The sequence below is a fragment of the Desulfonatronovibrio magnus genome, from assembly GCF_000934755.1.
Classification (GTDB): domain Bacteria; phylum Desulfobacterota; class Desulfovibrionia; order Desulfovibrionales; family Desulfonatronovibrionaceae; genus Desulfonatronovibrio; species Desulfonatronovibrio magnus.
In genome coordinates, this window is the sequence record NZ_JYNP01000148.1 from 1 (window position 1) to 1,383 (window position 1,383).

Below are 1,383 nucleotides of genomic sequence, written 5' to 3' on the forward strand. Positions count from 1 at the left end.
TGAAGAAGGTATCAGGAGTCAGGGGACGGGGGTCAGAAAGCCAGGAGTCAGGAGTCAGGGGACAGAGGAAGAAATGGGGGACAGGTTCTTATTTAATGTATTCATACCTGAAAGGTTAATCACGAATGGCTGTGCCTGCAAGTATGTTCTGTGTAAGGAGTCTGTGGAAAAGCATGGCGGCAGAATCTGGGTTGAAAGTGAACCGGATAAGGGCACGGAAGTCTGTTTTACCCTGCCATTGAAGCACTCTGATCAAATGTGAGTGCTTCATACCCCACCGTGACTTGCGATCTTACCATCAGTATTGAATATTATCTGTTTCCAAAAACTTTGCGTAAGATATCAGTGGTCCTCTGGACAGGGTTATTTCTAATGCCTGCTTCTTCTTCAGCGAGATAATCAAAGATGGCCATGAGGGAATAATCTACAACGTGGCTTGTTAAGTCAGCATTTACATCAGGAACAAACGGGATATTTCTGTAATCCCCCATCATATTGTCATAAGTTTGCACAGCCCCGGATTCAGACAGACTTTGTTGAACAATTGGCGAGAATTCTTTTTCAAGGGGTTGAGACATTTTGTCCTGAAAATACCGCGTAGCTGCATCATCAGGACCTTGCAGAATGTTTTGAGCATCAGTCAGTGTCATTTGGGAGATGGCATCAATAAACATGTCTTTTGCTTTGGGAGTTGCCTTTTCTGCTGCTCTGTTCATGCGAAGTTCCAGGTCTGTGAGCATTTGCCCAAGGCCGGATTTTTCAAGCACAGTCTGAATTTTTTGCAGGCTGTCAGGCAATGGAATATGAGCCCTGGGATTTTCATAGTATCCGTTTTCCCGGCCAAGACGGCTTATCACATTTTCACTCCCCACTTTTAAAGCTTCTTTAAGTCCCAGGGTGATTTCCGATTTGGAAAGATCTGTTTCGTCAGCAACTTCATTTTGTCCTTTGAATGCATCAAGACCACGTTGCAGCCAATTTGCATCAGCAGGGGAAACCAGACAAATAACCATAATCAAGGGTATGACTAAGTGAATGTAATTTTTCATGATACTCCTCAGTGTTTTTTTGTAACTGTGCACCACTTTTATAGGTATATTATTTTCTGGTTCGGGAAATTCTGCAAGTAGGGTCGTAAAAACTCGTTCATAAGCGTCTCACCCGGGCGGGCCGGGACCAAGCTTGCGAGTAATTTTAAAACTGCCTCAAGTTGAGATTGCTTCGCTTTGCTCGCAACAAGGATTGCCGCGCTCGAAGACTCGCTCGCAATGACAACTAAGCTGTCACAGACGGTAGATGTCAAGAAAGATGTCGCATCTAAGCCGCTTTTTTTTCTGTGTTAGATGTTCTTTTTTTATTCAAGGTAACTTCAGTCGGTGCGCT

2 protein-coding genes are annotated in these 1,383 nt (G+C 44.1%); one reads left to right on the plus strand and one right to left on the minus strand.

The window, feature by feature from the left end:
* Positions 1–262 (plus strand): ATP-binding protein (locus LZ23_RS11910; protein ID WP_045214496.1); only part of this gene is annotated, 262 nt, incomplete at its 5' end.
* Between the two features lie 49 nt (positions 263–311).
* Here LZ23_RS11910 and LZ23_RS11915 read toward each other — a convergent pair.
* Positions 312–1,049, minus strand: a complete 738-nt coding sequence (locus LZ23_RS11915) for a DUF4197 domain-containing protein (RefSeq protein ID WP_045214497.1) — start codon at positions 1,047–1,049, stop codon at positions 312–314.
* Between the last annotated feature and the right edge of the window lie 334 nt (positions 1,050–1,383).